The sequence below is a fragment of the Klebsiella sp. 18074 genome (assembly GCF_902705905.1).
GTDB lineage: Bacteria > Pseudomonadota > Gammaproteobacteria > Enterobacterales > Enterobacteriaceae > Klebsiella > Klebsiella terrigena.
Genome location: NZ_CACSIS010000001.1, coordinates 206,709 through 223,586 on the forward strand (window position 1 = coordinate 206,709; position 16,878 = coordinate 223,586).

Below are 16,878 nucleotides of genomic sequence, written 5' to 3' on the forward strand. Positions count from 1 at the left end.
GTGCGAGTCAGCTCTAAGTTTTTAACAATTCCGTTGCAATTTCGCGCTTAGTTATTTCTGAAATGTTTCCCTGGTGTTACTTTTAAGCCACAGACGACCTATAACCCTTCAAGGTCTGTGGTTATACCCAAAGGACACCCTATGAAAACCTCCCTCTTCAAAAGCCTCTATTTTCAGGTTTTGTCGGCCATTGCGATCGGTATTCTGCTGGGCCATTTCTACCCGGAACTGGGCGCGCAGATGAAACCCCTCGGCGACGCCTTCGTTAAACTGATTAAAATGGTTATTGCACCGGTTATCTTCTGCACCGTCGTGACGGGGATTGCCGGGATGGAAAGCATGAAGGCCGTTGGCCGTACCGGCGCGGTAGCGCTGCTCTATTTTGAAGTTGTCAGTACCCTCGCGCTGATTATCGGGCTTATCATCGTCAACGTGGTGCAACCCGGCGGCGGCATGAACGTCGATCCGGCCACCCTTGATGCGAAGGCGGTGGCGGTCTACGCCGAGCAGGCAAAAGATCAGGGCATTGTCGCCTTCCTGCTGGATATTATTCCCGGCAGCGTGATCGGCGCTTTCGCCAGCGGTAATATCCTGCAGGTGCTGATGTTTGCGGTGCTGTTTGGTTTTGCCCTGCATCGCCTGGGCAGCAAGGGCCAGCTGATTTTTAACGTTATCGAAAGCTTCTCGCAGGTGATCTTCGGCATCATCAACATGATTATGCGCCTCGCGCCGATCGGCGCCTTCGGGGCCATGGCCTTTACCATCGGCAAATACGGCGTCGGCACCCTCGTGCAGCTGGGCCAGCTGATCGTCTGCTTCTACATTACCTGTATTCTGTTCGTGGTGGTGGTGCTGGGCACCATCGCGCGGATCACCGGCTTTAGCATCTTTAAATTCATCCGCTATATCCGCGAAGAGCTGCTGATTGTTCTCGGGACCTCCTCGTCCGAATCGGCGCTGCCGCGCATGCTGGACAAGATGGAGAAGCTGGGTTGTCGTAAATCGGTAGTGGGTCTGGTGATCCCCACCGGCTACTCATTCAACCTCGACGGCACCTCCATCTACCTGACGATGGCGGCGGTATTTATCGCCCAGGCGACCAACAGCCATATGGATATTTTCCACCAGATAACGCTGCTGGTGGTGCTGCTGCTCTCCTCGAAAGGCGCCGCCGGCGTCACCGGCAGCGGTTTTATCGTCCTGGCAGCCACCATTTCTGCCGTGGGTCATTTACCGGTTGCCGGCCTGGCGTTGATCCTCGGTATCGACCGCTTTATGTCCGAGGCGCGCGCGCTGACCAACCTCGTGGGCAACGGCGTGGCGACTATCGTGGTGGCGAAATGGGTGAAAGAGCTGGATTCCCAACAGCTTGATGATGTCCTCAATAACCGCACTCCGGCGAACAAATCGCACGAATTATCCTCTTAAATCCATCTGTTAGGCCCGTTGTCCCTTGCTGGACTCCGGGCTCCTGCGCATAATTAGGTATCGCTCCCCGGGGTTGGGGAGTGATACTAAATGATTATTTTACGTCTCCGTGCGACATTTTCCGCTCCGCGTGGTCTAACCGACGTACTTACTCACCATATTTTTTGGCAGCCCTCCAGCGGGCTGCTTTTGTAACCAGGAATGTTCATCAGGGGTTCACATGCAGGGCACAAAAATTCAACTCTTAACGGGTGGTTTGCTGATGATGGCAGCGGCCGGTTATGTGCAAGCAGAAGCGCTCCAGCCGGACCCGGCCTGGCAACAGGGGACTCTCGCCAACGGACTTCAGTGGCAGGTTTTAGCCACCCCGCAGCGTCCTAGCGATCGTATTGAAGTCCGCCTGTTCGTCAATATTGGCTCGCTGAGTGAAAGCACTCAGCAGAGCGGTTTTAGCCGCTTTATTCCCCGCCTGGCCTTAACGCAGAGCGGCAGCCTTCCGACGATGCAGGCGCGTTCCCTGTGGCAGCAGAGCATCGATCCGAATCGTCCGCTACCGCCGGCGATCGTCTCCTATAGCTACACCATGTTTAACCTCAGCCTGCCGAATAACCGCAACGATCTGCTGAAAGAGGCGCTGAGCTGGTTGGCCGACGCCAGCGGGAAGCTAACGGTAACGCCTGAAGCGGTGAATCACGCCCTGCAGGGCGGCGATATGGTCGCGACCTGGCCGCTGGATACCAAAGAGGGCTGGTGGCGCTATCGCCTGAAAGGTTCCACCATGCTGGGGCATGACCCCGCCGCGCCGCTGAAAACCCCGGTCGACGTTGCGCAGCTGAAAGAGTTTTATCAGAAATGGTACACCCCGGACGCCATGACGCTGATCGTCGTGGGCAACGTTGATAGCCGTAACGTAGCGGAGCAGATCAACAAAAACTTCGGCGAGCTGAAGGGCAAACGAGAAACGCCGGCCGCGGTGCCGACGCTGGCTCCGCTGCCGACGACGCCGGTTAGCATCATGACCAATACCGTGCGTCAGGATAAGCTGTCGATCATGTGGGACTCTCCGTGGCTGCCTATTCGCGATTCGGTGGCGCTGCAGCACTACTGGCGCGACGATCTGGCCCGCGAGGCGCTGTTCTGGCACGTGCAGCAGAACCTGAGCAAAAATAATATCAAAGACGTGAACCTCGGCTTTGATTGCCGGGTGCTGTACCAGCGCGCCCAGTGCGCGATCAACATTGAATCGCCGGGCAACAAGCTCAATGCGAACCTGATCGCGGTGTCCCGCGAGCTGGCGAAGGTCCGCGATAACGGCTTACCGCAGGATGAGTTCGATACCCTGATTGCGCAGAAAAAGCTCGAGCTGCAAAAGCTCTTCGCCACCTACGCGCGTACCGATACCGATATTCTGATCAGCCAGCGCATCCGCTCGCTGCAGAATCAGGTGGTGGATATCGCGCCGGAGCAGTATCAGAAGCTGCGTCAGGAGTTTCTTGATTCCTTGACCGTCGATATGCTGAATCAGTATCTGCGTCAGCAGCTGTCGCAGGATATGGCGCTGGTGCTGCAGCAGCCGCAGGGCGAGCCGGAATATAACATGAAGGATCTGAAGGCGACGTGGGAGAAGCTGATGGTGCCTGCGCCAACGGCGACGACGACCGGAGGCGGCGAGGCTGCCGAGGCACGCAGCGACGCGACGGATATTCCCCCGGCCCAGTAGTCCCGGTTGACGAGGCTTTTCCCGGACTGCGGCGCAATGGCGCAGTCCGGGAGAAGGTTACTGCGGCATCGCTTCGCGCGGAATAATGGCTCCGCGATACTGAATCACCGTGCTGGCGGTCAGGTGCCCGCGGGCGGCTGCGGACCGGGCGTCACCGCCGGTCAGGCGCACGGCGAGGTAGCCGGCGCTGAATGAATCGCCGGCGGCTGTGGTATCAACCACCTTCTCTTTCGGCAGCTTGACGGCAGGGATCTCCTGCTGCGGCTCGCCGACAATCGACACCAGGCACGAGTCAGCCCCGCGTTTTACCACCACCTCTTTGACGCCGGCGGCATGCGTGCGGGCAATCACCTCTGCTACCGGTTTTTCACCCCATAGCGCATCTTCGTCGTCCAGCGTCAGGAAGGCGATATCGGTGCAGGTCAGCATTTGCTGATAAACCTGCTGAGTCTCTTCTTTACTGGCCCACAGGCGCGGGCGGTAGTTGTTGTCGAAAATCACCTGCCCGCCGTTAGCGCGGCATTCGCACAGCAGCGTAAGCAGCTTCTCGCGGCTCTGCGGGCTGAGAATGGCGAGGCTAATTCCGCTGAGATAGAGGTAGTCAAAGGTCGCCAGCTCTTCGCAGATCGCGGCAGACTGCTCGCTCTCCAGCCAGAATTTTGCCGCCGCTTCGTTGCGCCAGTAGTAAAACGTACGCTCGCCGGTATCGTCGGTTTCGATGTAGTAGAGCCCCGGCAAACGATCGGCCATACGCTGGATAAGATCGGTTTTGACCTCCTCAGCCTGCCAGGATTCCAGCATCTGCTGGCTGAAGGCGTCCGTCCCAAGTGCGGTAACGTAGTGCACGGCGAGCGCGCTGGCGTCGGTCTGACGCGCAATGTAGACCGAGGTATTTAAGGTATCGCCGCCAAATCCACGGTTTACCGCCGCGTTTTTCTCTGACAGCTCAATCATACATTCGCCGATAACGGCAATTTTTTTAGACATCATCATGACCTGGGATTGAATCGGAATTAGCGCTAGTGTGCGCCGCGTCGTTTTTATGGTCAATCATATTAAAACATCGTTCCATTATTTTTTTTGACATCAGGCGCGTAATGTGACGAAAGACGCATTTGTCGGAGAAAAATGCGCTTTTCAACTATATTCAGGACTGACGAGGAGCAAAGGAGCTGAGAGGGTATGACCACAACCCGCAAGACGATTGCCATTATCTCGGGAACGATAGTCTTACTTATCGTCCTGTTATTCATCGTACTGGCGACATTTGACTGGAACCGCCTGAAGCCCACGATTAACCAGAAGGTGTCCGCCGAGCTGAACCGGCCGTTTGCCATTCGCGGCGACCTCGGCGTGGTCTGGGAGCGCCAGCGCGACGAGCGGGGCTGGCGGAGCTGGGTGCCCTGGCCCCACGTCCATGCCGAAGATATCGTCCTCGGCAACCCACCTGATATTCCCCAGGTCACGATGGTGCACCTGCCGCGGGTCGAAGCCACGCTGGCGCCGCTGTCGCTGCTGAGCAAAACGGTCTATCTGCCGTGGATTAAGCTGCAGCAGCCCGATGCCCGGCTGATCAGGCTCTCCGAGAAAACCAATAACTGGACCTTTACCCTCGGGTCGGACGACGATGCGGCCAGCCAGGCCGCGCCATCCGACTGGTCTTTCCGGCTGGATAATATTCTCTTCGATCGCGGACGGATCGCCATTAGCGACAAGGTGACGCGCGCCGATATTACTCTGCTGGTCGATCCGCTGGGGAAACCGCTGCCGTTTAGCGAAGTCACCGGCACGGAAGACAAAGAGGCGCCAAAGAAGGTGGCGGACTACGTTTTTGGGCTGACGGCCAGGGGGAGCTATCGTGACCAGCCGCTCTCCGGCAGCGGTAAAATTGGCGGCATGCTGGCGCTGCGCAGCGAAGGGATGCCGTTCCCGCTGCAGGGCGACTTCCGCTCCGGCAATACCCGGGTGGCCTTTAGCGGGACGGTGAGCGATCCGCTGAGTCTGGGCGGCGTCGATTTACGCCTGAAGTTCTCCGGCGATTCGCTGGGGGATTTATACGATCTCACCGGAATCGTCCTGCCGGATACGCCGGCGTTCTCCACCGACGGGCGCCTGCGGGCGACTTTCAATCAGCAGGGCGGGTCGCGCTTTACCTACCGCGATTTCAATGGCCGGATCGGCGAAAGTGACATTCACGGCTCCCTGACCTACGCTACCGGCAAGCCGCGTCCGAAGCTGGAGGGCGACGTTGAATCCCGCCAGCTGCGTCTGGCGGACCTCGGGCCGCTGATTGGCGTCAACTCCGAGAGTAAGGTGAGCAAAACCGAGCAGCGTAAAGGCGAAGCTACGCCGCAGCCAGCCGGGAAAATCCTGCCTTACGATCGCTTTGAGACCGACAAGTGGCAGCTGATGGATGCCGATGTCCGCTTCAAGGGACGGCGAATTGAGCACGGCGGCACGTTACCGATTAGCGACCTCAGTACTCACGTTATCCTTGAGCGCGGCGACCTGCGCCTGCAGCCGCTGCGCTTTGGCCTCGCCAACGGCACGATCGCCGGTAGCCTGCATCTGCAGGGCGATAAAAAGCCGCTGCAGGGCACCGCTAACCTGCAGGCCAGGCGCCTGAAGCTCAAGGCGCTGATGCCGAACGTGGAGATGATGCAGAAGACCCTCGGCGAGATGAACGGCGATATGCAGCTGCGCGGCACCGGTAACTCGGTGGCGGCGCTGCTGGGTAACAGCAACGGCAATATCAAGCTGCTGATGAACGATGGCCTGATTAGCCGAAACCTGATGGAAATTCTGGGGCTGAACGTCGGTAACTATCTTATCGGGCAGATCTTTGGCGACGACGAGGTGCGGGTAAACTGCGCGGCGGCGAACGTTGATGTGGTTAACGGCGTCGCGCGGCCGCAGATCTTTGCCTTTGATACCGAAAATGCGCTGATTAACGTCACCGGGACCGCCAGCTTCGCCTCGGAGCAGCTCGACTTAACCATCGACCCCGAAAGCAAGGGGCTGCGCATTATAACCCTGCGCTCGCCGCTGTACGTGCGCGGCACGTTTAAATCCCCGGACGCCGGAGTGAAGGTGGGGCCGCTGATCGCCCGCGGTGCGGTAGCGGCCGCGCTGGCAACGCTGGTCACCCCGGCTGCGGCGCTGCTGGCGCTGGTATCGGCGGCGGAGGGCGAAGCCAACCAGTGTCAGACAATTTTATCGCAGATGAAAAAGTAGCTTCGGAAGAGAGCTGCCCGGCGCGGCGGGCAGCAAAGGATTACAGCGACTGGTGGCGAGTTTCGTGGGTCAGCAGCAGCGCAATCAGCGTCAGCGCGGCCATCGACGCCAGGTAGAGCCCTACCGCCGTCAGGCCGTAGTTGCCCTGCAGCCAGGCGGCAATATACGGCGCGACGGAGGCGCCAAGAATCGACGAGACGTTATAAGAGAACGATGCGCCGGTGTAGCGTACTTCCGTCGGGAACAGCTCCGGCAGCAGGGCGCCCATCGGACCGAAGGTCAGCCCCATCAGGCTCAAGCCGAGCAGCAGAAACGCGAAGACCAGCACCGGCTGACCGGAACCCAGCAGCGGTTTAAAGGCGAACAGGGCAAAGAGAATAATCATTGAGGTAATGACGATCATGCTCTTACGACGGCCAAACGCGTCCGCCAGCAGGCCGGCAATCGGCACCATCACGCCAAAGCCAATCACCGCCATCATCAGCATCCACAGGACTTCGTTACGCGGCAGACCGAGCCCCACTGGCGCAGCGCCGGTGCTGAAGGTCATGGAGTAGACGGTCATGATATAGAACAGGGTATAGGTGGCCAGCATGATGAAGGTGCCGAGCACGGTCACCCGCACGTGCTTAGTCAGCAGCGTCCCCAGCGGGATTTTTACCTGTTTCTTCGCCGCGGCGATTTTGGCAAAGACCGGCGTTTCATGCAGCGAAACGCGGACGTAGAGCCCGATAATCACCAGCACGGCGGAGAAGATAAACGGCACGCGCCAGCCCCATTCCATAAACTGCTGGTCGGTCAGCAGCCAGGAGAGCAGCAGGAAGGTGCCGTTAGCGAAGAAGAAGCCGATCGGCGCGCCCAGCTGCGGGAAGGAGCCGTACAGCGCGCGTTTACGCGGCGGGGCGTTCTCGGTGGCCAGCAGGGCTGCGCCGCCCCATTCACCGCCAAGGCCCAGCCCCTGACCAAAGCGCGCCAGCGCCAACAGCATCGGAGCCAGAATGCCAATGCTCTCATAGCCGGGCAGCAGGCCGATCACCACGGTAGAGATCCCCATGGTCAGCAGCGAGGCGACCAGCGTTACCTTACGACCGACGCGATCGCCGAAGTGGCCGAACAGCGCTGAGCCAATCGGACGCGCGACGAAGGCAATGGCGAAGGTTGCCAGCGACTGTAGCGTCGCGGCAGCCGGGTCGCCCTGCGGGAAGAAGATATGCGGAAACACGATAACCGCGGCGGTGGCGTAGATGTAGAAGTCGAAGAACTCAATGGCGGTGCCGATGAGTGAGGCAACGACGACCTTATTGCGCGAGTTAACCGGTGCGGTTTCCTGCGCCTTGTCGAGCGTGGTGGCTGTGGCTTGCATAGATCTTTCTTATTTTTAGCGAACGAAAAGCCATATAGCCACAGCAAAAGCGACATTTCAATCTGTAACAGGGGGCGGGAGAGGCCAAAAAATGGGCAAAAAGCGGATAATTTGTGTGACTGAAAAATAACTTCTATGAAATGCTTCACATAAATAAAACAATGGCAGATAAAACCAGGTTTTGGTTAAATAAAAGTTACATGTTGGATTTATCTGCTGAAATGATGGAACGGGCTGAATGATACCTCTCCGTTCAGCCCGATACGGCATCAATCGTGGGTTTTCCCCGGCATCCGGCGGTCGTCTTTATACTCGGCGGTGGCAATCCACGCCGCGCAGAATAGGGTCAGGCGTGCGAAGAAATAGAAAAAGGCCATCAGTCCTAAAACGGAGCCAAACGCGGCGCCCGACGGGGACTTCACCAGCGCCGGCAGCGTCCATGTCATGACGATTTTAATCACCTCAAAGCCGATTGCCGCAATCATCGTGCCGCGTATCAGCGCCTTGCGTCGCGGACGGTGGCGCGGCAGGCGCCAGAAGATCCAGAAAAACAGCAGATAGTTGGCGAAAATCGAGATCGCCAGGCCAATCAGCCGCCACGCCGGTTTTAGCCACTCAATATTGTCGAGATACAGCGCGGAGATGATGGTCTGCTGCGCGGCGCCGGCAATGGAGGTAATGGAGAGGGTTATAATCAGGGCGACCAGCAGGCCAATCAGCGAAATAAAGTCGCGGAAGTATTTTACCCAGATCTTTTCCTGATCCTGCGGCGTACGCTCCCAGACGTCGCGGGACTGGGCGCGGATGGCTTCCCGCAGGTTACCCATCCAGTTAATACCGGAATAAAGCGCGACCAGCAGCCCGACCAGGCCGACGGTGGTGCGCTGCTGAACCGCGGTATTAATGGTGTTTTTCAGCGTTGCCGCCAGCGTTGGATCGCTGACGTTGAGCAGGATTTTATCGAAGATGTCCTGCAGCAGCGTCGGATGCCAGGTGAGGACAAAGCCGGCGGCGGCGAAGGAGACCATCAGTATCGGGATCATCGACAGAAACGAGAAGTAGGTGATGGCCGCGCCGAACTGGTTGCCCAGGCGGTCGTTAAAGCGCTCTGCCGCGCGGATCAGGTGCGCAATAATCGGATTTCGCTGGACCTTTTCCGCCGTCCCGGTCACGCTTTTCAGCGCCTGGTTCGCTTTCTGTCCCACGGCGGATTCGTTGATGGCGGCCAGCGTGCTTTTACTCTTTTCCGGCTGCTGGCCCGGATCCTGGGTCGGGCGTGTCGCGTCGTTTTCCGGTGTCATCAGTTATTTCTTCCTTTTTTTACAGCGAGATTCAGCAAAAATTATATACGCAAAACGCCGGTTGCGGCGGCGAAGCGGTAAACCCGACCCCTGACTCTGGCGAAACGGGACCGCCGTGCGCTAATCGACGTAGCCCTTCATCACGCCACCCAGCCACTCCATAAACAGGTGGACGCGACGCGAAAGATTGCGCCGATGTGGGTAGATAAGCGAGACCGGCAGCGGTTCGGCGCGGTATTGCGGCAGAATTTCTATCAGCTCCCCGGTGCGCAGCGCTTCGCGAACGCCGGTGCGCGGAACCTGAATAATGCCCAGCCCGGCGAGGCAGGCGGCCTGATAGGTTTCGGTGCTATTGACGGTCAGTATGCCGCCGGTTTTTACCCAGCGCACGGCGCCGTCGCTGACGACCTCAAAACCCGGCGGGCGAACGCCAAGGGTGCTGGCATAGTGGATCAGGGCATGATCGCCGAGATCGTCAAGAGAGTGTGGATAGCCGAAGCGCGCCAGGTACTGCGGGCTGGCGCAGTTAATTTGCGTCAGCTTACCCAGCGGACGCGCGATCAGGCCGGAATCTTTCAGCGTACCGACGCGGACGACGCAGTCAAAACCTTCACGGACCACGTCAACCAGCCGATCGCTGCTGCTCAGCTCGAGCTCGATCCCCGGATACTGCTGCAAAAAGGCCGGCAGCCGCGGAATGATCAGCTTTTTTGCCACGCCGACCGGCATATCTACCCGCAGTCGTCCGCTGATGCTGGAGGGATCGTGCTGGAATATGCCGTCCAGCTCCTCGAGGTTGCTCAAAAGGTCTTTGGCGCGCTCGTAGTAGACCATCCCGTCCTGAGTCAGCTGCACCCGGCGGGTGGTGCGGTGCAGAAGGCGCGCGCCGAGGTGGCTTTCCAGCGCCTGAATCTGGCGCGAAACGCTGCCTTTCGGCAGGCCCAGGGTGTCGGCGGCGCGGGAAAAGCTCTCCAGCTCCGCCACGCGAATGAACAGCTGCATTGCGTGAATTTTATCCATACCTGAGACCTATTGTTGCTGCCAGGGAAACAGTAAAACGTAATTTAGCGTATTTATTGTTTTTCTGTCAGCTAATAAGCTCTTTAACGATGCAAACGCAACTGATAAGGGGTTTCTGATGACACAACGTATTGCTTTAGTGACCGGCGGCAGCCGTGGATTGGGAAAAAACGCGGCGCTGAAGCTGGCGGCGAAGGGAACCGATATTATCCTCACCTACCACAGCAACCGCCAGGCGGCGCTGGAAGTTGTCGCTGAAATCGAACAAAAAGGGGTTAAAGCTGCGGCATTAGCGCTTAACGTCGCCGATACGTCGAGCTTCGAAAGCTTTGCTCAGGAGGTGGAAACGCTGCTGCAGCAGCGCTGGCAGCGCGGCACCTTTGATTATTTATTAAACAACGCCGGGATCGGCATCAACGTCGCCTTTGCACAGACCAGCGAAGCGCAGTTTGACGAGCTGATGAATATCCAGTTCAAAGGCCCGTTCTTTCTGACCCAGCGCCTGCTGCCGCTGCTGCAGGACGGCGGGCGGATCCTCAACGTCTCAAGCGGGCTGGCCCGCTTCGCGCTGCCGGGATACGCCGCCTATGCGGCAATGAAAGGGGCAATGGAGGTCCTGACCCGCTACCAGGCAAAAGAGCTGGGCGCGCGCGGGATCTCGGTGAACATTATTGCGCCGGGGGCCATCGAGACGGACTTTGGCGGCGGCGTGGTGCGCGATAATACGCAGGTAAACCAGCATATTGCGGCGCAAACGGCGCTGGGGCGGGTAGGGCTGCCGGACGATATCGGCGATGCGATAGCGGCGCTGCTGAGTGACGATCTGCAATGGATGAACGCCCAGCGGGTGGAGGTTTCCGGCGGCATGTTCCTGTAAGCGGTGAGGCCGCCGCGTCAATTGGCTCTGCAACGGACGCGGCGGCGTATTCTGCTGCCGGCGGCGCTAGCCTGCCGCAGCGGCGGGCCGGTGATAATCGCGCGGCAGCAGGCCAAATAGCCAGTCGTTATGCCAGCGGCCGTTGAGCCAGTAGCATTCGCGCAGCTCGCCCTCCAGCAGAAAGCCGGTTTTCTGCAGCAGGCTTTTCGAAGCGATGTTGCCGGCGGTGACGGTGGCGGTCAGGCGACGGACGCCGCCTGCGGAAAAGGCAAAATCGCACAGCGCCTGCAGTGATTCGTAGCCGTAGCCTTTTCCCTGGGCCTGGGGAGTGAACAGGAACCCCACCTCAGCGCAGTCGTCCTCGTGGTTCCGGTAGCCGGTCATGCCGAGCGGCACGTGGGTTTGGCGGTCGCGGACGATCAGGCACAGCCAGTGCCTGGCGCCCGGCGTCCACGGCGACAGGCGCGAATCGAACGCTTCGCGGATTTCGGCGAGCGGGCGCGAATCGGCAATATAGAGCATCACCTGCGGATCGCGCTGCAGGGCTAAAAAGAAGGACCAGTCATCCAGCTGCAGCGGCGAGCAGCGCAGCCGTGGCGTAAGCAGTTCAGGCATAGATCGGGGTTCCTGCAAAGGTCGATAGCCTGACCATAGCAGGACATTCTCCGCCGGAATAGCACCTGGTTATAATGGCTCGCCGTAGAGGCCGATCAGCCGACGCACCACGCCGTTGGTCCAGCCGAAACCATCCTGCAGCGGGTATTCACCGCCGCCTCCCTCGTGCGGAACGCCGCTGGCAATATGGTACTTCTCAATCAGCTTATGATGCTGCTTGTAGAAGTGGTTCACCGTTTGCAGCCAGCTTTGAGCTATCTCATCGCCGAGCGGGTCCTGGCCGTACATTTTAAAGCCCTGCACCGCCATCCACTGCAGCGGTGCCCAGCCGTTGGGCTTATCCCACTGTTCGCCGCTTTCATACTCGGTGGCCATAATGCCGCCAGGGGTCAGCAGGCGAGCCCGCACCGCGTCGGCAAGGCGATCCGCCTGTTCATGCGTCGCCATTCCGACGTACAGCGGTACGATGCTGGCGGCCGAAAAGAGCGCCAGCTGCTCGCGGCGCCAGTCGTAGTCGCGGAAGCAGCCGCTGTCGTCATCCCACAAATAGCGGGTCACCGCCGCCCGACGGTCGCTGGCCTTCTGGCGAAATGCGGCTTCCGTTTCGCGATCGCCCTCAACGCCGGAGAGATTGGCGATGGTATTTTCGAGCTTGAACAGGAAGGCGTTCAAATCGATGGGGATAAACTGGGTGGTGCGAATACTCGCCAGACGGGTGATATCGCGCAGCCAGCGGCTGGAGTAGTCCCAGCCGGAGGCGGCGCCGGCGCGCAGGTCACGGTAAACCTCGTTGGGCGGGCGGCCGGAGTGCTTTGCCGTTTCGATATCTTCGCGCCATGACTCGTCGCGCGGGGTGTCGCGATCGTCCCAGTAGCGGTTGAGCAGCGAACCGTCCGGCATACGCACCGCGTGGCGATAGGCCTGGTTCGGGATCAGCGACTCGGCGCCGTCCATCCAGAAGCGGTACTCCATCTTCAGATGCTCAAGGTAGCGGCGAGCGCCGCGCACGCCGTCCTCTTCAAACAGCTCAACCATCAGGGCGAAAACCGGCGGCTGCGAACGACTGAGGTAGTAGGTACGATTGCCGTTAGGGATATGGCCGTAGGTTTCAATCATCCACGCGAAGTTATCCGCCATGCACTTCAGCAGGTCCTCGCGGCCGCTCTCCGCCAGCCCCAGCATTGTGAAGTAGGAGTCCCAGTAGTAGGTCTCGCTAAAGCGGCCGCCGGGCACAATATACGACTGCGGCAGCGCCAGCAGCGACGACCACGGGATATGATCCTGCGGCTCGCGGGTGAGGATCGGCCAGAGGTGATCGATATGCTCCTTCAGGGATCGCTTAGGATCGGAAACGTAATCTTCCGCGCGATGATCCGGCAACCAGAAGTGATCCTCAACGAACTGCCGCAGATCGAACCCTGGGGTGCGCCTCACCCGCCGGTAGTGGATTAAAATATCCAGCGGGTCCTGCTTTGGCGCGCAGTCGGGGAAGGTTTTGCTATCGGCGAAAATGCGCGATTTTTGCACGTGGGCGAACAGCTCCAGATAGCGATCGGCCGGGGTCAGGGCGTCAGACGCCGGCAGCCCCTCGATAATTTCTGGCTCCGGTTCGGCGTCGAACATTTCGTCCAGTTTTAACTCATACGGATCGGCTTCGTAGCGCAGATCGACGTCGATCTTTAACTCATCGCTATTATCGTTGCGTAATGTCTGGCTGGACATAGTGATACGGACCTCCGGATCGCGTCGCTTAATGGCGCCGGATATTCCCGGCATGGTTTTTAAGCTTAGTCATTCGCTTCGGTTTTCGTGGGGGAAACTGTGCGTCAGGTCACGCTTCTGTGCAAATACCTGAAGCCGATATTTTTATTAATCACTGATTTATATCGTTAATTTATGAACTGGTGCTCTGAATCGCGCGGAAAAATTCAGAGCAATCGTTTTGCAACAAAATCTTATTTTATGGCGCAGGCGCGGGATTACTCCCACGCCGCTTCCAGCATCTCCAGCAGCTGTTCGCTGCTTAGCGTGACCGGGTTGGCTTTCATCGACGACGAGCCGCTGGCGGCCAGCGCGGCGGGCTCAAGCGCTCGATGCGCTACGCCAAGGTCATTGAGATTGCCGAGCCCGGCGCCGCGGCTCCATTCGTGCAGGCTCTCCCAGGCGGTATCCGGATGCACGTTGAGCCCGTCGGCCAGCCAGCGGCGCACGTCGTTAAAGCGCCCGCGCAGGGCTTCATCGGTGACCAGCGATTCGTTAAGCGCGAGGCCGAAGGGTAGCAGGCAGCCGCACAGCGCGCCGTGGGAGGCGTTGCTCAGGCCGCCCAGCGGCCCCGCCAGGCCGTGAACAACGCCGAGACCGGCATTGGCCAGCGCCAGGCCGCCGCACAGGCTGACCCACGCCATTTCATCGCGACTCTGCGGGCACTCTTGCGCCATTAGCGTTTTAAGCGCCTTGATGCCGCGCGGGATCGCCTCCCGGCACAGGGCGTCGGTAAAAGGGTTGGCCCGGGTGCACAGCCAGGGTTCGATAAGCTGGGTGATCGCATCGAGACCGGAGCCCAGGGTCACCGACCGCGGCGCGTTGTCAGTGAGCGCCGGGTCAACGATTGCCAGGTCCGGCAGCATCCGGTCATCGCGCAGGCTGACCTTACGCTGCTGTTGCACGACGTTAATCACCGCGTTTTTCGTCACCTCGGCGCCGGTGCCGGAGGTGGTGGGGATGGCAACAAACGGCAGCGGATGCGCTTCCAGTACCCGACCGCTGCCGACTACTTCCAGATATTCGATAACCTCTCCGGATGCCGGCACCAGCGCGGCGATGGCCTTCCCGGCGTCGATCACCGCGCCGCCCCCGAGGCTCACCACCGCCCCGACGCCCCTTTCGCGCGCCAGGCGCACGCCCTGCTCGATCGCCTGCAGGTCGGGCTCATGGGCGATGGAGAGGGTCGTCACCTCCAGCGCGTGGGCGCGAAGCTCGGCCAGCAGAAAGTCGGCCCGCTGCGGGCTGGCGCCGTGTACCAGCAGCACCTTGCCGCTGCGCTGGGCCAGCCAGGGCGCAGCGCTCGGCGCCAGGCCGCGACCAAAACGAATATTTCCCGGGGTTAGAACGTTAAAGGGGGTCAGCATCACGGGCTCCTGTATCGGCAAAAAAGGCAAGCACCCACTATAACCTAAATCATTCGCGTTGCAGGAAGACGGCAACGCAGGTAAGTGACCGGGGCGAGCCAACGCGCGTGCCGCTTGAGAAACAGATTAATCCGGCAGGCGGCCTCGCTATTGGCTGTACTCGCGTAGCCGATGGAGTATGGTGAATAAAACGTCTCTTCAGTTAAGGAATCCCAGACAATGCTAACAATATTGGGTAAACGCTCGTCAATTAACGTCCGTAAAGCGCTGTGGACCTGCGAAGAAGCGGGTCTTGAGTATCAGCAGGAGGATTACGGCAGCGGATTTCAGCCGATTGATACCGCGGAGTTCCGCGCGCTGAATCCGAACGCCCTGGTGCCGGTTCTGCTGGATGACGACTTTGTGCTGTGGGAATCGAACAGTATCTGTCGCTACCTGGCGCGTAAGGCCGGACGGGAGGATCTGCTGCCCGTTGCGCCGCAGGCGGCGGCCGAGGTTGAGCACTGGATGGACTGGCAGGCAACGGAGTTTAACAACGCCTGGCGCTACGCGTTTATGGGGCTGGTGCGTAAGGACCCGCGCTTTCAGGACCCGGCGGCGCTGAAAGAGAGCATTGCCAGCTGGACCCGCTGCGTGCAGATAGTGGACCAGCAGCTTCAGCAAACCGGCGGCTGGCTGGCCGGTGGTCGGTTTACGCTGGCGGATATCGTCCTTGGGCTGTCGGTCCACCGCTGGAAAATGACGCCCTTTGCCCATCCAGAGATGCCGGCCGTCGAACGCTGGTATATGGCGCTCAACCAGCGCCCGGCGTTTATGCGCCACGGTAATAACGGCATGGCGTGACGGCAGGATAAAAAAACGTCCAGATTTACATCGCCGCGGACGTTAAATTCAGCCTATTCGCTTTGCAATCACCGATGACTGCCGTTACGATCTGCGTCCCTTTTTTATCCACCCGGTAGCGCGTACGGCAGGAAGGTATGGTTTGAGCAGGCGGTTGAGCCCTGTGTTGTTGGCGTCTCTGCTGCTTGTCGGATGCTCCGGAACGCTTTCGCAAATGAGTGTCCCCTCTGACGAAACCAGTCAGATAGGGCAACACGGGCATCGACTCTCCGTTGATACCTTCGTTAACCACTATATGCAGAGCAAGCAGGTGAGCGGTGTGGTGGTGGCGGTGATCCGTCATAACGGCCCGGCGGAATTTCACTGCTACGGCGTGACCGATGCCAAAAATCGCTACCCGATTACCCCGGATACGCTCTTTGCCCTCGGCTCTCTGAGCAAGGGGATAACCGCAGAGGTGATAACTCTGCTGGTCAATGAGGGGCAGCTGCACTGGGACGATACGCTCGCCATGCTGCTGCCGCCGCAGACCCGGCTAAGCGCAGACGCTAAAAAAATCACGCTCCTGCAACTGGTGACGCATACTTCCGGACTGCCGCGCCAGCCAATGAACCTGCTGTCGCTGGAGCATCTGCTGGCCTACCTGAGCGATGGGGAAAACTTCTACCACGAGCTGGATAGCGACGCTGTGCTGGGCTATCTCAGCACCTTCAACGCGCCGCTGGTGCGCGAGCCTGAGTACTCCAATCTCGGCTACGCCATTCTCGGCTACATCCTCAAATATCAGACCGGAGAATCCGTTGAGGCGCTGGCATCGCGGATGATTTTCCAGCCGCTGGCTCTGCATAACACCAGCTTCGTGCCGTCAACGCTGCGCGGATACTCCCGGCGCGCCCTCGGGCATGCGGGGGATCAGCCGAAATTTAAAACCCGCGGTGCGCTGACGCCGGACTGGCAGTTCAGCAACAATATGGTGGGGGCGGCAAACCTGTACAGCGACGCCCGCGACCTCATCGCTTACGCCCGCGCCCATTTTTCACCGACCGGCCATCCGGCGCTGGATAAAACCTTCACCGACGTTGGCGGCGACTACTATCCGCGGCAGACGGAGGCGGCGAATATTGCCTGGGTGACCGATACGATCGGCGGGCAAAAGATTACCTATCAGGTGGGCTACATCGGCGGCTATTCCAGCTATATCGGCTTTGATAAAGCGAACCAGAATGCGGTGGTAGTGCTGCAAAATAGCTTTAACTGGAGTAACTACATCGGGCATGCGATTTTGCAAAATCAGGCGGCGGGAACAGATTAGCAGCTGCGTCATGAGGCGTTGAAAAAAGCCCCGTGAG

The 16,878-nt window shown here is 59.4% G+C and carries 13 protein-coding genes; 6 read left to right on the forward strand and 7 right to left on the reverse strand.

Translation table 11 applies throughout. From position 1 onward, the window contains the following. Positions 1–141 precede the first annotated feature (141 nt). Both GVK32_RS00930 and GVK32_RS00935 read left to right on the forward strand, forming a co-directional pair. Entirely contained in the window at positions 142–1,428 is a 1,287-nt protein-coding gene (locus GVK32_RS00930) for a dicarboxylate/amino acid:cation symporter (RefSeq protein ID WP_076946222.1), read from the forward strand. A gap of 220 nt (positions 1,429–1,648) precedes the next feature. Beyond that, positions 1,649–3,148 carry a pitrilysin family protein gene (locus GVK32_RS00935; protein WP_159864241.1) on the forward strand — a complete coding sequence of 500 codons (1,500 nt, stop codon included), beginning with the start codon at positions 1,649–1,651 and terminating at the stop codon, positions 3,146–3,148. 57 nt (positions 3,149–3,205) lie between these two features. Here GVK32_RS00935 and GVK32_RS00940 read toward each other — a convergent pair whose 3' ends face one another. Then, a complete protein-coding gene (locus GVK32_RS00940; RefSeq protein WP_041143119.1) occupies positions 3,206–4,135 on the reverse strand; it encodes a sugar kinase in 930 nt (309 codons plus the stop codon). A 195-nt stretch (positions 4,136–4,330) separates the two neighbouring features. Between GVK32_RS00940 and GVK32_RS00945 the strand changes: the two genes are divergently transcribed. Further along, positions 4,331–6,382, forward strand: coding sequence for an AsmA family protein (locus GVK32_RS00945; RefSeq protein WP_159864244.1), 2,052 nt, complete (start codon positions 4,331–4,333; stop codon positions 6,380–6,382). A gap of 40 nt (positions 6,383–6,422) precedes the next feature. Here the strand turns inward: GVK32_RS00945 and GVK32_RS00950 are convergent, their stop codons facing one another. The 3 genes from GVK32_RS00950 to GVK32_RS00960 form a co-directional block, all read right to left on the reverse strand. Continuing rightward, on the reverse strand, positions 6,423–7,745 hold the full coding sequence (locus GVK32_RS00950; RefSeq protein ID WP_041143117.1) for an MFS transporter: 1,323 nt from the start codon (positions 7,743–7,745) through the stop codon (positions 6,423–6,425). Positions 7,746–8,014: 269 nt separating this feature from the next. Next, entirely contained in the window at positions 8,015–9,046 is a 1,032-nt protein-coding gene (gene yhjD, locus GVK32_RS00955; RefSeq protein WP_128876951.1) for an inner membrane protein YhjD, read from the reverse strand. Positions 9,047–9,166: 120 nt separating this feature from the next. Beyond that, the gene (locus tag GVK32_RS00960) at positions 9,167–10,066 is read right to left on the reverse strand and encodes a LysR family transcriptional regulator (RefSeq protein ID WP_159864247.1); all 900 of its coding nucleotides are present in this window, start codon (positions 10,064–10,066) and stop codon (positions 9,167–9,169) included. A gap of 118 nt (positions 10,067–10,184) precedes the next feature. On the opposite strand from GVK32_RS00960, the gene GVK32_RS00965 reads away from it, so the two are divergent. Further along, the gene (locus tag GVK32_RS00965; RefSeq protein WP_159864250.1) at positions 10,185–10,943 is read left to right on the forward strand and encodes an SDR family NAD(P)-dependent oxidoreductase; all 759 of its coding nucleotides are present in this window, start codon (positions 10,185–10,187) and stop codon (positions 10,941–10,943) included. 66 nt (positions 10,944–11,009) lie between these two features. On the opposite strand, the gene GVK32_RS00970 is transcribed toward GVK32_RS00965, so the two are convergent. The 3 genes from GVK32_RS00970 to GVK32_RS00980 all read right to left on the reverse strand — a co-directional run bounded on the left by GVK32_RS00970 (position 11,010) and on the right by GVK32_RS00980 (position 14,686). Further along, positions 11,010–11,558 (reverse strand): GNAT family N-acetyltransferase, encoded by a 549-nt coding sequence (locus tag GVK32_RS00970; protein ID WP_159864253.1) that lies wholly within the window; start codon positions 11,556–11,558, stop codon positions 11,010–11,012. Between the two features lie 69 nt (positions 11,559–11,627). Continuing rightward, positions 11,628–13,280, reverse strand: coding sequence for an alpha,alpha-trehalase (locus tag GVK32_RS00975; RefSeq protein ID WP_159864257.1), 1,653 nt, complete (start codon positions 13,278–13,280; stop codon positions 11,628–11,630). Positions 13,281–13,537: 257 nt separating this feature from the next. Further along, a complete protein-coding gene (locus GVK32_RS00980; protein WP_159864260.1) occupies positions 13,538–14,686 on the reverse strand; it encodes an iron-containing alcohol dehydrogenase in 1,149 nt (382 codons plus the stop codon). Positions 14,687–14,905: 219 nt separating this feature from the next. Here GVK32_RS00980 and GVK32_RS00985 point away from each other — a divergent pair, with 219 nt between their 5' ends. After that, positions 14,906–15,529 carry a glutathione S-transferase family protein gene (locus tag GVK32_RS00985; RefSeq protein WP_123709654.1) on the forward strand — a complete coding sequence of 208 codons (624 nt, stop codon included), beginning with the start codon at positions 14,906–14,908 and terminating at the stop codon, positions 15,527–15,529. Positions 15,530–15,743: 214 nt separating this feature from the next. Continuing rightward, positions 15,744–16,841 carry a serine hydrolase gene (locus tag GVK32_RS00990; RefSeq protein ID WP_200842816.1) on the forward strand — a complete coding sequence of 366 codons (1,098 nt, stop codon included), beginning with the start codon at positions 15,744–15,746 and terminating at the stop codon, positions 16,839–16,841. The last annotated feature ends 37 nt before the right edge of the window (positions 16,842–16,878 follow it).